We start from the raw sequence: 15,363 nt of genomic DNA, 5'->3' as shown, positions 1-15,363 counted from the left end.
GTCGGCTCCTTGGGGGTCGGATGGTCCGCCGGGGCGCGCCCGGCGCCTGTCGGGGGTCAGCCCTCACGAACAGGCAGCGCGGGCATTTGTTCCCGGAATTTTGCCGTGGTGCCGAATGTCCGTCCCGTGCTCCGGAGCCTGCGCACTGGCGCCTGCGCCTCGGAAGGTGAGCCGTGGAGCCTGCGCTGCGGAACCAGTGCTGTGAAGCCTGCGCTGCGGAACCTGAACTCCGGAACCAGTGCCGCGGTGCTTGCGCTGCGGAACCTGAACTCCGGAACCAGTGCCGCGGTGCTTGCGCTGCGGAACCGGAACTCCGGAACCAGTGCTGTGGAGCCTGCGCTGCGGAACCGGAACTTCGGAGCCAGCGTCGTGGAACCTCAGCCCCGGAACCTGCGCTGAAGCGCGGTCTTGCACGCGGGTGTAGCACGGCTCCCGGCGCGGCGCGGAGCGCGCGTGGCGCCGTTGCGCATGCGGCACCGGGTGGGGAGGGTGCGGTGGCAGGCCCGGGCCGGGCGCAGGCAAGCGGGATCGCGATGGCAGGGAGACCCGCCGCGCACGGGCTGTCCGGGTGGCGGGGGGCAGCGGTTCCCCGGCGCTCCGCTTCGCGGGCGGGCTGCGGTGCGGCCTGGGGGCAGCCGCACGAGGAGGCGCGCGCGAGGACGGGCGCGGGCCGGTCAGATGGCGGATTCGTGCAGCTCTTCCATCACCAGCGTGCGGGCCCGGCTCACCCGGCTCTTCACCGTGCCGATGGCGCAGTTGCAGATGCGCGCGCTGTCCTCGTAGCTCTCGCCCATCACCACCACCAGCATGAGCATCTCGCGGTAGGGCTCCGGCACCCGGTCGATGGCGCGCATCAGTTCGCCGCCGCGCACCGACCATTCCTGCGTCGGCGCGGACACCGCGCGCGAGGACAGCGACACGCAAGCCTCCCGCCCCGGGCGCTCGCGCCGGCGCAGCTTGATCTCGTTGAGGAAAGTGTTGCGCATGATGGTGAACAGCCAGGCGCGCAGGTTTGTGTCGCGGGTGAATTTCTCCGCATGGGCGATGGCCTTCGCCAGCGTGTCCTGCACCAGGTCGTCGGCATCGTCCCAGCCTCCGGTCAGCGCGCGCGCATAGCCCCGGAGCTGCGGGATCAGCGCGACCACGTCATGCGAGATGTCGCTGGCCCGCGTGACGTCCGGATCCGGTCCAAGCATGCTCATCTCCCTCCCGCACGGCGCGTGGTACATGCCAACGACTCCTCCGGGGCCGGAGTTCCCTTGCCCCGCACGCTATTGCGCGTGGCAGGTTCACTCCTCGGCGGAGGGTTTCGCGGCGCGGCCGGCGGCGTGGGCCTCCAGCGCGGCGCGCAGCCGGTTCGCGAGGTCCAGGATGCCGGGCGGCGTGTCGCTCGCCTCCAGCGCCTGCCGGAGGTCCTCGACGCGCGCGGCCAGGTCGGGCACCGGGTCGGGACAGGGCGTTTCGTCATCCGCTGCGCTCATGCACCTGCTCCCGGTTTACGCGCACCCTTCCGGGTGCCGGGCCAGCTTACCGCAATCCGCGCAGGGGTGAACCGCGTGTGCGTTCAAAACATCGCACCGGGGCTCCGTGCCGCAGGGGCGCCGCTGCGCCACGCGCGGCCGGCGCCCGGGCAACCCCGCGTCGGACGCGGCGCTCCCGCGGCAGCGCTGCCTTCGCCGTATGGATCGGCAGGACCCGCCGTGCTCCGGCGTCTCTCGTGCGGCGCCGTCCGCGCCCCGGACACCGCAGACCCTGCCGCGCGCCGCCGTGACATCCCGCTGCGCCGGGCTCCCGGATGAAGGTGAGGGCGGTCACATGGTGCTCGGACCAGCCGTGCGCGCGACAGCTCTTGCGCCGCCGGCCCGGCAAGCCTGCGCGCCAGCCACTCCGCCCGGCCGGGAACATCTGCCGGCACGTCCCGGCCTGTGACGTGAAGGGCAGGGGCCCGCGCCCGGTGGGACGAACTGGCCTGCGGGGGAGCGGAGCCGCGGTCAGCTCCGCGAGCCCGAGTGCCGCCGGAGCCCGGTTCCGGGCGCCGGCAATCCTGCGCGCCGGCGCGTGGGCCGCTGCGGGGGATGCCGAAGCGGTGAAGCCGGCCGGACGGCCGGGCCCGGCCTGCCCGGCATCCGGGTGAGTCGGGAGCCTGGCGGGGCGGGCCGGAGCGCGGCGTGTCGGGCGGATGCCGTGCGCCGGGGAAGGTCCCCGGCGGGCGCGCCGGCCGCCGTCCACGTTGCTCGCCGCGCCGTTGAGGCAACGGGCCGCGCTCAAGCGCAGAAAGGCGGCCTTGGCGCCGAAATCGTCCGGCGTGCCCCAGCGGCCACCGGTTTACCCGGTCCGGCGAGGTCTCGCATCGCGATTCCGGGCCTGCGGCGCGGGCGCGGGGCGCCCATTCCCGGGCAGGAAGGCGTGCCGGTGGCCCGCCCGCCTCCGGTGCCGGCCCGGGGGGGGCGGGCGTCCGACGGAGAGGATTGCGCGGAGCGCACGGGTGCGCTCGCTCTGCCGAGCCTACCGAGCCTACCGAGCCTACCGAGCCTGCCGGGCGGGGGCGACAGCCGCGCTGTCGGGGCTCCAGCGGCGCGCGCGCCGGTGTGAGGAGATGACGGGCGGGGTCGGCGGTCCGCCTGCTGCGGGTCAGCCTGCGGCGCGGGCGGCGGGCCGGGCGTCGCCTGGCGCCTCGGCGAGGTCGGCGCGGATGAAGCCGGCGATGCGTTCGGCGATCATGAGGGTGGGCAGGTTGGTGTTCGCGCAGGGGATCTCGGGCATCAGCGACGCATCGGCGATGCGCAGCCCGGGCACGCCGCGCACCCGGCCGCGCGGATCGGTGACGGCTTCGGGGTCGTCCTCGGCGCCCATGCGGCAGGTGCCGGAGGGGTGCCAGGTGCCGCCCACGTTGCGGCGCACGAAGGCGGTGAGGGCGGCGTCGTCGGCCAGCAGGCGCGAAAGGCGCACACCCGGGGTGATCACCAGGCCCACCAGCGCCCCGCGCAGGGGCCCGGCGATGTCGATGAGCCCGGAGAGCAGCCCGCGTGCCAGCGCGTTCCGGGCGCCGGGGGCGGCGATGCGGGCCACCCTTGGGGTGTAGCTGGCCGGGAAGACGGTGCCGCGGGCGCCGTCCATCCCCGGGTCGCCGAGCACCGCGGCCCCGGCGCGCAGGGCGTCCTTCAGGCGGGTGAGGTCCCGCGGGTCCGAGAGCATGGCGAAATCCACCTCCGGCTCGGCCAGCAGGTCCGCGGAGGCGAGGCGCACCCGCCCGCGCGAGAAGGACTTGTTCACCCAGAAGAAGATGCTGCCCGTGCGCCGCCCCAGCGAGTGCCAGCCCGAGCGCGAGAGGATGGCGCCGTGCATGTCGCCCGGCGGTGTGCCGGGCAGGCCGGAGGAATAGCGCCAGACGCCCTGCTCGTGATGCTCTCCCTCGCCGCGCACCCGCATGGCGCGCGGCAGGGTGCAGGCCACGGCGATGGAGGGGTGTTCCATCAGGTTGCGGCCGACGCCCGGCAGCCTGGCGAGCGGCGCGACGGCGTGGCGCGAGAGCTCCTCCTCCGGCCCGATGCCGGAGCGCAGCATGAGCGCGGGCGTGTGCAGGGCGCCGGCGCTCAGCACGGTGAGCCGGGCGGAGAGGGTCAGGCCTCCCGCCGGCCCGCGCAGCTCCGCCCCGGTGACGCGGGCGCCCGAATGGGTGAGGCGCAGGGCCTGGTGGCCGGTGAGCACGCGCAGGTTCGGCCGGGCGCGCACCGCGGGGGTGAGCCAGGCGACGGAGGTGGGCTGGCGCTCGCCCGCGTCGCTCACCGCGGTCACGCCGCGGAAGGTGCCGTCCTGCCAGGGGCCGTTCTGGTCCGCGCGGTGGGGGGTGCCGCGGCGCGCGAGCACCGCCATCACCCGGGCCACGAAGGGCGAGAGCCGGTCGTCGCCGGGCCGGCGCAGCACCAGCGGGCCGGTGCGGCCGTGCAGGGGGCCGTCGCAGTCGCGGTCCGCCTCGATGGCGCGGAACACCGGCAGACAGTCCGCCCAGGACCAGCCGGTGGCGCCCATCTCCGCCCAGCGGTCGTAATCCGCCGGGGCGCCGCGGTTCGACATCAGCGCGTTGATCGCCGAGCCGCCGCCCAGCAGCCGGGCCTGTTCGTAGCGCCGGTGCGTGCCGAGCCGGGCCGTCAGCCGCGCCCAGGTGTTGCGCGGGTCGAGATAGGCGCGCCCCGGATAGCGGCTGCGGATCTCGGGCGGCAGGTTGGCGGCGGAGATGTCGCGCCCCGCCTCCACCAGCACCACGCGCAGGGCCGGGTCCTCCGACAGCCGCGCCGCCAGAACGCAGCCGGCGCTGCCGCCGCCGATCACCAGGATGTCCGCATCGGTGCCTCCGGCGATCGGCGTGGGGGCGGGAGACGGCGTGTCCGGGCCCGCGGGCTCCGGCGGGGTCATCGCGCGCCCTTGCGGGCCCGGGCGCGCAGGTTCAGCGCCATGAGCGCCAGCAGCAGGAAGGAGGTGGCGGTGAGCAGGGTGCTCAGCGCGGCGATGGTGGGGTCGATCTCGTCGCGCAGGGCGGTGAACATCTTCTTCGTCAGCGTCTGGTTCTCGCCGCCGGAGATGAAGATGGCCACCACCGTCTCGTCCAGCGCGGAGATGAAGGCGAAGAGCGTGCCGGAGACCACGCTGGGCCGGATCTGCGGCAGGGTGACGGAGAAGAAGGCGCGCAGCCGGTTCATGCCGAGGCTGCGGGCCACCATCTCCTGCACCGGGTCGAACTTGCGCAGTCCCACCAGCACGGAGGTGACCACGTAGGGCATGCCCAGCATCACGTTGGCCAGGATCAGCCCGGGGATGCTGGAGAGCAGCCCCACGTTGGCGAACACCAGGAACACCCCCACCGCGGTGATGACGATGGGCACCACCAGCGGCAGCAGGAGCAGCACCTGCAGCACGCCCGCCAGCCGCCGGCTCGCCATGTTGAGCGCATAGGCGGCCGCGGTGCCGATGAGCGTGGCGATGAGCGCGCTGCTCACCGCCACGGTGAGGCTCACCCGGGTGGCGCGCATCCAGGACGGGTCGGCGAGGTAGGAGTCGTACCAGCGCAGCGACCAGCCCGGCGGCGGGAAGGCGAGGAACCGCGCCGAGGAGAAGGACATCGGCGCCACGATCAGCACCGGGATCATCAGCCACAGCATGGCCAGGGCGACGAAGAGCATGAGCGCGAGGCGCGCGGGCGTGAGACGGCGCGGCATGGTTCACCTCGTTCCCATGATGCGGTCGAAGGGCAGCAGCAGGCTGGCGAGCCGGAACACCAGCACCACGCAGACCAGCAGCACGACGGAGATGGAGGAGGCCGCCCCCCATTCGTTGTAGATCTCGATGTTGCGCGCCACCAGCATGGAGACCATGAAGGCCCGCCCGCCGCCCAGCAGCTCCGGCGTGATGTAGAAGCCCAGCGTGAGCACGAAGACCAGCACCGAGCCCGCGATGGCCCCGGGCACGGAGAGCGGCAGGAACACGGTGCGGAACACCATGCCCGGCCGCCCGCCCAGGCTGGCCCCGGCCATGGTGAGCTCGGGCGGGATCTTCTGCATAGCGGCGTAGAGCGGCAGCACCATGAAGGGCAGCAGGATGTGGATGGTGGCCATCACCGTTCCGAACTCGTTGTTCACCAGGGTGAGCGGCTGGTCGATCACGCCGGTGTTCACCAGCAGCGTGTTCACCAGCCCGCGCCGCTGCAGCAGGATGAGCCAGGCATAGGTGCGCACCAGCACGCTGGTCCAGAACGGCAGCAGCACCGCGGCGAGGATCAGCAGGGACCAGGCCCGCGGCACCGTGGCCGCGAGATAGGCGATCGGATAGCCGATCAGCAGCGCGGCGAGCGTGACGGTGAAGGCGATGCGGAAGGTCTGCAGGAAGGCGGTGGCGTAGATGCTGTCGGTCAGGAAGCGCGCGTAATGCGCCAGCGAGAGGCTTCCGTCCTGGTGGACGGACTGCCAGGCCAGCCAGCCGAGCGGCGCCAGCATCAGCCCCGCCACCACGAGAAGGGCCGGCGCCAGCAACATCAGCACGAGGCGCGTCTCGCGGCGGTCGTGCAGCTTCGACGGGTCGGGGGATGTCGCGGTCATGGCGCCGGCTCCGGTGTCAGGTGGGGTGAGGGCGGGAGAGGCGGCCCCCCCGGGGGCGGGGGGCCGGGGGCATCACTGCTGGATGAACTCGGCCCAGCGCTTGAGCACCTCCTCCCCCTCCGGCGAGGTCCACCAGTCGGTGGAGACCAGCACCTGGCGGGAGGCGTTCGCCGGCGCGCTCGGCATCTCGGCGGCCCGCTCCGGGCTGATCTTGCCGGTGTCGTAGGCGGCCGGGTTGCCGGGCCCGTAGTCGATGTAGGCCGGGAAGTTGGCCTGGATCTCCGGGTCCATCGCGGCGTTCACGAACTTCCACGCGGTGTCGAGGTTCGGCGCGTCCTTCAGGATGCACAGCGAGGTGAACTGCAGCATGCCCTGGTTGTAGGTGAAGGCCACCGGGGCGCCCTCCTTGGCGATGGAGGAGACACGGCCGTTCCAGGCCATCTCCATGTCCACCTCGCCATCGGCCAGCAGCTGGGCGGACTGGGCGCCGGAGCTCCACCACACGGTGATGTAGGGCTTGATCTCCTCCAGCTTGGCGAAGGCGCGGTCGATGTCGAGCGGGTACATGTCCTGCGGTTTCACCCCGTCGGCCATCAGGGCTGCCTCCAGCGTTGCGAGCGGGTGGTTGCGAAGCGCCCTCGGCCCGGGGAACTTCTCCACGTCCCAGAAATCCGCCCAGCTTTGCGGCGGGGTGTCGCCATAGGCCTGGGTGGAATAGGCGAGGACGGAGGAATAGAACTCGTAGGCCACCGAGTAATCCGTGCGATAGTCCGCCGGCATGGCGGCCAAGTTCGGCAGCTTCGCAAGGTCGAGCGGCTCGATCATGCCCTGCTGGCCGCCGCGCACGCAATCCTTCGTGGGGGTGTCGATCACGTCCCAGATCGGCTGTCCCGTGGCGGTCTGGGTCTTGATCACCGGCCAGGCATCGGGGCTGCTGTCCTGCTTCACGGTGATGCCGAGCTTCTCGGCCACCGGGTCGAGGATGGCCTTTGTCTGGGCCTCCTGATAGGCGCCGCCCTGGGACACGAACATCACCTCCTCCGCGGCCGCGGGCAGGGCGCACAGCGCGGCCAGAACCGGCAGAGAACAGTAGAGACCCCTGGAAATCCTTGTCATTCACCTTCTCCTGTTGTGTCGGGGGTGGCCCCCGGTTTTCTTGTGATCACGGCCGTCTCCGGCCGGTCGGCGCGGCGCCCGGGCGGGCAGCGCGCGTGCGTGCGCGGCCCGCTGCGTCAGCGGCCGAGGGCGTCGAGCAGCTGGTACCAGCCGGCCACCGCGCGCACCGCCGGGGCGCGCAGCGGGTAGAAGGGCACCGGGCGCAGCGGCAGGCTGCCCAGCAGCCCCGCGTCCGGCGTCTCGCCGCACAGCAGCCGCGCCGCCTCGCGGCCGATGTGGCTGGCCATCGCGACACCGGTGCCGTTGTAGCCCAGGCAATGGACCACGCGGTCCTCCGCCGGGCCCAGGTGGGGCAGGCTGTCGAGCGTCATCGCAACAAGGCCGGACCAGCGGTGCGTCACCGGGTGGCCCTCCAGCCCGGGGAACTGGCGCAGCATCGCCCGTTCCAGCGCGGCGAAGGCGGAGGCGCGGTCGGACGTGCCGAAGGCGCCGCGCCCGCCGTAGAGCAGCCGGCCGTCCGCGCGCCGGAACCAGCGCATCATCCGCCGGGTCTCGGTGTAGCTGCGCCCCTCGGGCAGGAGGTCCGCGGCCTGCGCTCCGGTGAGCGGCGCGGTGGCGATCATCGCCGAGCGGAAGGGGATCACCCCGCGGCGCACGGCGGCGGTGGCCGGCGTGAGATCGGAATAGCCGTTGGTGGCGATGAGCACCTGCTTCGCCCACAGGCTGCCGCGCGGGGTGATCACGCGCAGGCCCCCCCGCTCGCGTTCCAGCCGCAGGGCGGGGCTCTCCTCGAACAGTGGCACGCCCGCCGCCTGCACGCCGCGCGCGAGGCCGAAGGCGTAGTTCAGCGGGTGGATGATGCCGCCATGCCCGGTGAGCATGCTGCCGCAGAAATCCTGCGAGCCGGTTTCGCGCGCCGTCTCCTCCGGGCCCAGCAGGCGGACATGGCTGTCGCCCAGCACGTCGCGCAGCCAGTCCGCCTCGGCGCGCAGGGCGGCGAGGTGGCCGGGCGTGTGGGCGCAGCGCAGGGCGCCGGTGGGCCGGTAGTCCGCCCCTTCGATGGCGAGGCTCTCGACCGTCTCGCCCACGCCCTCCACCGCCGCCTGGCCGAGCGCATGCATGCGCCGGGCCGTCTCCAGCCCGAAGCGTTTCGCCATCTCGGAGAAGGCGATGCGGAACTTCGCCCCCACCACGCCGCCGTTGCGCCCGGAAGCGCCCCAGCCCACGCGGCTGGCCTCCAGCACCACGGGCGCCAGCCCAAAGCCCGCCAGCGCCCGCGCGGCGCACAGCCCGGTGTAGCCGCCGCCGATGATGGCGACATCGCAGGCCGTATCCGTCTCCAGCCGGCCGAAGACCGGCCGCGGCGCGGCCGTCTCCTGCCAGAGCGAGGCGATGTCGGGGAAGGGGGGCGCGTCGGGCATGGCGCTCAGGCGGCCCGGGCCGCGCGCTCGGCGGCGCGTTCGGCGTCCACCGCGTCGGCCAGCGCCTTCAGGGTGGTGAAGTGGAAGTCCGGGGTGGTGAGCGTCTCCGGCTCCGGCGAGCCGCCGAACCCCTCCTGGTCGGCGCGCCGCTCGATCCAGCAGGTGGTGTAGCCGAGGCGCTTCGCGATGCCGATGTCGTGGTACTGGCTCTGCGCCACGTGCAGGATCTCGGACTGCTTGTAGCCATGGGCGGACTGCCGGCCCCGGTTGAAGGCGAAGAAGCAGGGATCGGGCTTCGCCGTGCCGGTCTCGTCGCAGGTCACGCTGTCGTGGAACGGGTTGCCCAGCGTGTCGGAATAGGCGGAGAAGGCGGTGCGGTCGGCGTTGGTCATCGCCACCAGGCGGAACTGGCGGCGCAGCCGGGCGAGGGCCTCGGCGGAATCCGCGAAGGCCGGCCAGCGCAGGCAGGCGAGCTGGAAGGCGTCGGCCGTGGCCGCGTCGGCGGTGAAGCCGGTCTCGGAGGCGAGGTGCAGGTAGACGTCCTTCATCGCCTGCGAGGAGCGGCCGTAGTTCAGTTCCCGCCCGCGCAGGTAGGGCGCGAAGATCTCGTCATCGCTGGCGGCCGCGGCCTTCGGGCCGCCGAGGGTGCGCACGGCGGTGAGCACGCCGGTCTCGAAGTCGATCAGAGTGCCCACGACGTCGAAGGTCAGCACCTTGAAATCGGTCAGTTTCATCTTGGGAAGGTCCTCGGTGGTCATCATGAAGCGGGGGTCGTGTCAGGCGGATTCGGGCACGACGATCGTGTCCTCGGGGTGCAGGTTCAGGGTCAGGCGTTCGCCGGGGCCGGGCAGCAGGGCCCGGCCGGCATGGTTTCCGGGAAGGCGCAGGCTGATCTGCTCGCCGCTGTCCAGCCGCACGAACAGCCGGTAGGTCTCGCCCTGGTAGAGTGCGTGGACCAGCGTGGCGCTGAGCGTGTTCCCCCCCGGCGCATCGCCCGGCCGGGCCACGGTGAGCTTCTCCAGCTGCACGGCCAGGAACAGGCGCGCGCCGGCAGGCACCGGCCTCGCCGTGGCCAGCAGCGCCTCTCCCAGCCGGACCGCATCGGGGCCGGCGGGCAGGACGGGCAGCAGGGTCGCCTCGCCGATGAACCCGGCCACGAAACTGTCCGCCGGGTGGTCATGCAGGCGCTCGGGCGTGTCGAGCTGCACGATGCGCCCGGCCCGCATCACCGCGATGCGGTCGGACATGGTGAGTGCCTCGCGCTGGTCATGCGTGACGTAGATGATGGTGGCGGAGAGCTTCTCGTGCAGTTGCTTGAGCTCGATCTGCATGCTCTCGCGCAGCTGCTTGTCCAGCGCGGAGAGCGGCTCGTCCATCAGGATCAGCCGGGGCTCGAAGATCATCGCGCGGGCCAGCGCCACGCGTTGCTTCTGCCCACCGGAGAGCGCGTCCACCGACCGGTCCTCGTAGCCGGCGAGGTCGACCATCTCCAGCGCGGCGCGCAGCTTCGCCGGCCAGTCCGCCTTCGGCAGGCGCCGGGCGCGCAGCGGGAAGGTGATGTTCGCCCCCACGCTCATGTGCGGGAACAGCGCGTAGTTCTGGAACACGATGCCGATGTCGCGCTTGTGCGGCGGCTCGAATGTAATGTCGCGGGTGCCGAGCAGGATCTGCCCGGAGGAGGGCTGCACGAAGCCGCCCAGCAGGCCGAGGCAGGTGGTCTTGCCCGAGCCCGAGGGCCCGAGGATCGAGAGGAACTCGCCCGGCTCCACCTCCAGGCTCACGTCGTCAAGCGCGGTGAACAGCCCGTAGCGCTTGGTGGCATGGCGGATGGAGACACCGAGCCTGGCCTGGTCTTCCTTCGGATTTGCGCTGTTCGACATCCCGTTCCTTCGTCTCGCCGGCAGGCCGGCACAGGGGTTCCCTGCGCCGGACAGCCTGCCCGGCGGCGGGATCATCACCGTGTTTCGGAGAGCGCGCCGATTTCTTCTGCGCTGCTGGAGCGGGGCGGTGCGTGCCGGCCCCTTTCGTCAAACCTGCGGCGTTTTCCGCCGCCGGGCAATTGAAAAAAATTCGCGGACGTGGTTACATCATGTAATGCCAAACCTGCGCTCCGTCCTTCCCTCGCTGAATGCCCTCCATACATTCGAGGCGGTTGCCCGGCGCGGCAGCTTCGCCCGGGCCTCCGAGGAACTGAACGTCACCCCGCCGGCGGTGAGCCGGATGATCGCGCGGCTGGAGGAGTATCTCGGCGTGACGCTCTTCGTGCGCGAGCCCGGCGGCGTGCAGCTCAGCGCCGCGGGGGAGCTGCTGTTCGAGGCCACCGCCAGGGGCTTCGCCACCATCGAGAGCGCGCTCTCGGAGCTGCAGGACCGCAGGCGCGGGCTGGAGACGGTGGCGATCTCCGTCTCAACCGGTTTCACCACGCACTGGATGATGCCGCGCATGGCCTTGTTCAAGCAGCGGTTTCCGCGGGTGGAGCTGCGCTTCCAGCTCATCATGGGCGCCATTTCGGGCCCGGTGAGCGACGTGGATTTCGGCATGCGGTTCACCGAAGGGCCCGATGCCCAGCATGAGACCGCCTTCATCATGCCCGAGATCCTGGTGCCCGTGTGCAGCCCGCGGTACCCGCGCGCGGACCGCCGGGTGCCGCTGCCCTCCGGCAGCCCGCCCGGCCCGGTGCCGGGCGAGAACCGGATGGACTGGTCGCACCTGTTCTTCTCCGGCCCCGCCGCGGCGGAGGAGCCCTCGGCGCCGTTGATCTTCTCGGATTATGCCATCGTTCTGCAGGCGGCCATCCTGGGGCAGGGCATGGCGCTGGGCTGGCTGAACGTGGTGTCGCACTGGCTGTGCACGGGAGACCTGGTGCCGGCGGGCGAGCAGATCTCCGTCACCGGGCGGCGCTGCCAGTTCGTGAACCAGCGCAACCGGCCGCTGCGCCCGGTGGCCCGCGCGGTGCGGGACTGGATGACCCTGCAACTTCAGGCGGATGCCCGGCAGGCGGCGGAGAAATACCCCGGGCTTGGCCTCGCCGCCGCGCTGTCCTGAGGGGGGCTGCGGGCCGCCGAGCGAAGGGGCTTGCGCCGGTGCGGGGTGTGCGGCAGGGCAGTCCCGGCAGTCCCGGCAGTCCCGGCAGTCCCGGCAGTCCCGGCAGTCCCGGCAGTCCCGGCAGTCCCGGCAGTCCCGGCAGTCCCGGCAGATGGCCGGTTCACCGTCAGCCCTCGCAAGGCGTCGAGCCGCTGCGCGCGGCGCTGGACACCATCCGCCGTGGCGGTGGGACCCTGTCCGAGGAGCAGCCGGACCACGGCACCTGCTCCGCCGCCGCCCCGGTGCGCGAGCAGGGCGACGCCGTGGTGACCGCGCTCTCGGCCACCGGCCGCAGCGACCGGATGCGCGGAGACGCGCGGCGCCGGGTGCCTGACACGGCGGAGAGCGCCTCGCACCGGCATCCCGGCGATGCCGGGCCGGGGCGGGGCGCCTTGCAGACCAGGCCGAGCCGGCCGGCGCCTGATCCCACTTGCCCGGGGGGTGTTCGGCGGAGGCGGCGTTTTCCCTTGAGTCTCGCCCGAAACACGATTTCAACTGATGACGTATCTGTTTGAAATGTGAGGGTTCATGCGTCCGGAACACGTCGAGGTCACCCGTCCTGCCATCCGGCCCTGCGCGGGGCAGGCGTGAGCGTCGGAGCACGGCAGGGCGCCGTGGACCGGGCGGCGGCGCTGGTCGATGACGGGCGCTTCCTCGGGATCCTGCGCCGGCGCGTGGCCATCCCCACCGAAAGCCAGGAGCCCGCGCGCCTGCCGGAGCTGCGGCGCTACCTCGAGGCGGAGATCGCCCCCGCGCTGGGCGCGCTGGGCTTCACCTGCCGCATCCTGCCCAACCCGGTGCCCGGCGGCGGCCCCTTCCTGCTCGCGGACCGCATGGAGGGCGCAGGCCTGCCCACGCTGCTCACCTACGGTCACGGCGACGTGGTGCGCGGCATCCCGGAGCAGTGGCGCGCCGGGCTCGACCCCTGGCGCGTCACCGTGGAGGGCGAGCGCTGGTATGGCCGCGGCACCGCCGACAACAAGGGCCAGCACGCCATCGTCATCGAGGCGCTCGGCGCGGTGATCGCCGCGCGCGGGCGCCTGGGGTTCAACGCGAAGATGCTCATCGAGATGAGCGAGGAGATCGGCTCCGTCGGGCTCGACGCCCTGCTGGAGACGGAGGCCGGCGCGCTCTCCTGCGACCTGCTGCTCGCCTCCGACGGCCCGCGCCTGGAACGCGGCAAGGTGGACGTGAAGCTGGGCAACCGCGGCGCGGTGGCCTTCGACCTCACCGTCTCGCTGCGCGAGGGCAGCCGCCACTCCGGCCATTGGGGCGGCGTGCTGGAGGACCCCGGGGTGATCCTGGCGCAGGCGCTCGCCTCCATCGCCTCGCCGCGCGGGCAGATCCTCATCCCCGAATGGCTGCCGCGGGAAATCCCGCCGAAGGTGAAGGCGGCGCTTGCCGGCGTGACGGTGGACCCGTCGGACCCGAGCCTGAAGATGCCCGATGACTGGGGCGAGCCCGGGCTCTCCGTGGCCGAGAAGATGTATGGCTGGACCAGTTTCATCGTGCTGGCCTTTCTCACCGGCCGGCCGGAGAACCCGGTGAACGGCGTGCAGCCCGACGCTCGCGCCACCTGTCAGATCCGCCACACGGCGGACGTGGACGCGGAGGCCTTCCTGCCCGCGCTGCGCGCCCATCTCGACGCCCGCGGCTTCCACCAGGTGGAGATCACCGACCGGCGGGCGAACCGCTTCCCCGCCTGGCGCACGGACCCCGAAAACCCCTGGGTGGACTGGGTGATGGACAGCATCACCCGCACCATGGGTGCGCGGCCCACGCTGATGCCCAATTCCTCCGGCGGGCTGCCCAGCGAGATCTTCGCGCGCCACCTCGGCTGCCCGGTGATCTGGATCCCGCATTCCTACGGTGGCTGCCGCCAGCACGGGCCGGACGAGCACGTGCTGGTACCCATCCTGCGCGAGGGCCTGTCGATCATGACCGGCCTGTTCTGGGACGCAGGCGCCGGCGGCCCGGACGCCACGACATCAGGAGACATGGCATGAGCGTGAAGAAGTCTGCGGCGGAGCTGCTGGAGGGCATCCGCGCCTGGGTGGAGATCGAGAGCCATACCGCCGACGCGCCGGGCGTGAACGCGCTCGCCGACCGGATCAGCGCCGAATACGCCGCCATCGGCGCGGAGGTGGAGCGGGTGCCGGGCCGTGACGGGCTGGGCGACCATCTCGTGGTGCGCGCGCCCTGGGGCGGGGGGCAGAACGGCCCCGGCATCCTGATCCTGAGCCACATGGACACGGTTCACCCGCGCGGCACGCTGGCGCGCTTTCCCTTCCGGGCGGAGGGAGACATCGCCTACGGCCCGGGCATCTATGACATGAAGGGCGGCGCCTACCTCGCCCTGCAGGCGGTGGCGGAGCTGGCGGGGCCCGGCGCGCCGCTGCCGGTGACCCATCTCTTCGTCTCCGACGAGGAGATCGGCAGCCCCACCTCGCAGGAGCTGATCACCGGGCTGGCGCGGGGCGCGAAATACGTGCTGGTGACCGAGCCCGCGCGCGAGGGCGGCAAGATCGTCATCGCCCGCAAGGGGGTGATGCGCTACGAGATCCGCACCTTCGGGCGCGCCGCCCATTCCGGCGCCCGGCACGAGGACGGCCGCAGCGCCATCGCCGAAATCGCCCGGCTGGCGCTGCGCTTCCACGCGCTCACCGATTACGCCCGCGGCATCACCGCCAACGTGGGCATGATCTCGGGTGGCAGCGGCGTGAACGTGGTCGCCGCCGAGGCCTGGATGGCGGTGGACGTGCGCGTGCCCGACCTTGCCGCCCAGGCGGAGGTGGAGGCCTTCGTCGCCGCCCTCGCGCCGCAGGACCCGGACGTGGCCCTGGAGGTCTCCGGGGGCATCAACCGCCCCGCCTATGAGGCCACGCCGGAGATCGCGGCACTCTTCGACAGGGCGAAGGCGCTCGCGGCCGAGCTCGGCTTCACGCTCGAGGGGCTGAAGACCGGCGGCGGCAGCGACGGCAACTTCACCGCCACGCTGGCGCCCACGCTGGACGGGCTGGGGGTGGACGGGGAGGGCGGCCACACCGATCACGAGCAGCTCTACATCTCTTCGCTGGAGCCGCGCCGCGACCTGCTGCGCCGCCTGCTCGAAACCCTCGCCTGAGCCTGCTGCCAGAGGCCTCACTTCCCCGGATGCACTGCGGGACATTCAGGACTGCAAGCGCGTCTCGACCGGCCCGATCAATGCCTGTGCCCGCCCGCCGGTGAACCGCTGCCCCGGCCGGCTGGAGGAGGGCTTCGTCGAGCGGTCCTGCGCCGGGGCCTTCCTCCGGCCGGCGGGGGAGGGCACGGTCGACACCGCGCGACCGGCCCCGGCGCGGCCGGTGCATTCCGGCCCGATTGGCGGCGTGCGCGCCGCGCGGGGCGAGGCCGGGAGTGCTTGCCTTCGACAGGGGCGGTACGACCGCGAAAGCCCGCCGCATGGGGAGAAGCTCCGGCCACCCGCGCCTGCGCGGTCGACCGGGTGTACCGTTTCAAGCGCTGCAGCGACACGCCGTTCGCAGTGCCCAGGGCGGGTCTGGTCGAGATCGGCGCTGGAGGTGGCAGCATTGCCGGGGAGAGCGGTCCGGGCTTGCCTATCATCTGCCCGAACTGTGCTGCGGTGGCCCCGGCGCCCTCCCCCGCCGCGGACC

The 15,363-nt window shown here is 72.6% G+C and carries 13 protein-coding genes; 4 read left to right on the top strand and 9 right to left on the bottom strand.

The features are described 5' to 3' along the window. Positions 1–674: 674 nt before the first annotated feature. The 9 genes from FDP22_RS00475 to FDP22_RS00435 form a co-directional block, all read right to left on the bottom strand. Positions 675–1,196 (bottom strand): sigma-70 family RNA polymerase sigma factor, encoded by a 522-nt coding sequence (locus FDP22_RS00475; protein WP_138577327.1) that lies wholly within the window; start codon positions 1,194–1,196, stop codon positions 675–677. A gap of 93 nt (positions 1,197–1,289) precedes the next feature. Then, positions 1,290–1,481 (bottom strand): hypothetical protein, encoded by a 192-nt coding sequence (locus FDP22_RS00470; RefSeq protein WP_138577329.1) that lies wholly within the window; start codon positions 1,479–1,481, stop codon positions 1,290–1,292. Positions 1,482–2,631: 1,150 nt separating this feature from the next. Then, positions 2,632–4,413, bottom strand: a complete 1,782-nt coding sequence (locus FDP22_RS00465) for a GMC family oxidoreductase (protein WP_138577331.1) — start codon at positions 4,411–4,413, stop codon at positions 2,632–2,634. Further along, positions 4,410–5,213, bottom strand: coding sequence for an ABC transporter permease (locus tag FDP22_RS00460; RefSeq protein WP_138577332.1), 804 nt, complete (start codon positions 5,211–5,213; stop codon positions 4,410–4,412). The genes FDP22_RS00465 and FDP22_RS00460 overlap by 4 nt, the downstream gene beginning before the upstream one ends. 3 nt (positions 5,214–5,216) lie before the next feature. Then, positions 5,217–6,089 (bottom strand): ABC transporter permease, encoded by an 873-nt coding sequence (locus tag FDP22_RS00455; RefSeq protein ID WP_138577334.1) that lies wholly within the window; start codon positions 6,087–6,089, stop codon positions 5,217–5,219. Positions 6,090–6,161: 72 nt separating this feature from the next. Beyond that, a complete protein-coding gene (locus tag FDP22_RS00450; RefSeq protein ID WP_138577336.1) occupies positions 6,162–7,205 on the bottom strand; it encodes an ABC transporter substrate-binding protein in 1,044 nt (347 codons plus the stop codon). Positions 7,206–7,321: 116 nt separating this feature from the next. Further along, positions 7,322–8,626 (bottom strand): NAD(P)/FAD-dependent oxidoreductase, encoded by a 1,305-nt coding sequence (locus FDP22_RS00445; protein ID WP_138577338.1) that lies wholly within the window; start codon positions 8,624–8,626, stop codon positions 7,322–7,324. 5 nt (positions 8,627–8,631) lie between these two features. Next, positions 8,632–9,360 (bottom strand): HAD-IA family hydrolase, encoded by a 729-nt coding sequence (locus FDP22_RS00440; RefSeq protein ID WP_138577340.1) that lies wholly within the window; start codon positions 9,358–9,360, stop codon positions 8,632–8,634. A gap of 42 nt (positions 9,361–9,402) precedes the next feature. Continuing rightward, positions 9,403–10,506, bottom strand: a complete 1,104-nt coding sequence (locus tag FDP22_RS00435; protein WP_138577342.1) for an ABC transporter ATP-binding protein — start codon at positions 10,504–10,506, stop codon at positions 9,403–9,405. Positions 10,507–10,720: 214 nt separating this feature from the next. Between FDP22_RS00435 and FDP22_RS00430 the strand changes: the two genes are divergently transcribed. From FDP22_RS00430 to FDP22_RS00415, 4 genes are all read left to right on the top strand, one after another. Next, on the top strand, positions 10,721–11,671 hold the full coding sequence (locus tag FDP22_RS00430) for a LysR family transcriptional regulator (protein WP_138577344.1): 951 nt from the start codon (positions 10,721–10,723) through the stop codon (positions 11,669–11,671). Between the two features lie 38 nt (positions 11,672–11,709). Continuing rightward, entirely contained in the window at positions 11,710–12,225 is a 516-nt protein-coding gene (locus FDP22_RS25325; protein WP_430225501.1) for an IclR family transcriptional regulator domain-containing protein, read from the top strand. Positions 12,226–12,297: 72 nt separating this feature from the next. Then, positions 12,298–13,716: a M20 family metallopeptidase gene (locus FDP22_RS00420; protein WP_170317531.1), complete on the top strand. Its 1,419-nt coding sequence runs from the start codon at positions 12,298–12,300 to the stop codon at positions 13,714–13,716. Beyond that, positions 13,713–14,834 (top strand): M20 family metallopeptidase, encoded by a 1,122-nt coding sequence (locus tag FDP22_RS00415; RefSeq protein WP_138577346.1) that lies wholly within the window; start codon positions 13,713–13,715, stop codon positions 14,832–14,834. The genes FDP22_RS00420 and FDP22_RS00415 overlap by 4 nt, the downstream gene beginning before the upstream one ends. The last annotated feature ends 529 nt before the right edge of the window (positions 14,835–15,363 follow it).

The organism is Paroceanicella profunda, from assembly GCF_005887635.2.
Lineage (GTDB): Bacteria > Pseudomonadota > Alphaproteobacteria > Rhodobacterales > Rhodobacteraceae > Paroceanicella > Paroceanicella profunda.
The sequence above is the reverse complement of the archived record's forward strand: the minus strand, read 5'-3'. Positions and strand labels throughout refer to the sequence as shown.